Origin of the sequence: Brevibacterium sp. SIMBA_078 (assembly GCF_046534565.1) — a bacterium.
Lineage (GTDB): Bacteria > Actinomycetota > Actinomycetes > Actinomycetales > Brevibacteriaceae > Brevibacterium.
On record NZ_JAWRYQ010000320.1, the window covers coordinates 1 to 262 of the forward strand.

Sequence of the window (262 nt, forward strand, 5' to 3'; positions counted from 1 at the left end):
GTGTAACTTAGCTGAGCTGTGCGCGGGGGTAATGGTTGATGCAACGGTACCTTATAAAACCCACCGTTGGATCCCAAAGGGAATGACAGTACAGTACCTGGCTAAGGTAGACACTGATGTTACAGCTATCGCTGAGATTGACTTGCCTCATCAATGGATTGATAAAGAAGATTTAGTCGTACCGGTAAGGCTTTACAATACGCGTAACGAACTGGTGTTTACCGCAGACATAACCATGTATATAACACAGAAAAAGTAAGTG

General features: G+C 43.9%; 1 protein-coding gene. It reads left to right on the plus strand.

The features are described 5' to 3' along the window. Nucleotides 1–259 (plus strand): DUF4442 domain-containing protein (locus SB749_RS19880; protein WP_410711823.1); only part of this gene is annotated, 259 nt, incomplete at its 5' end. Nucleotides 260–262 lie beyond the last annotated feature (3 nt).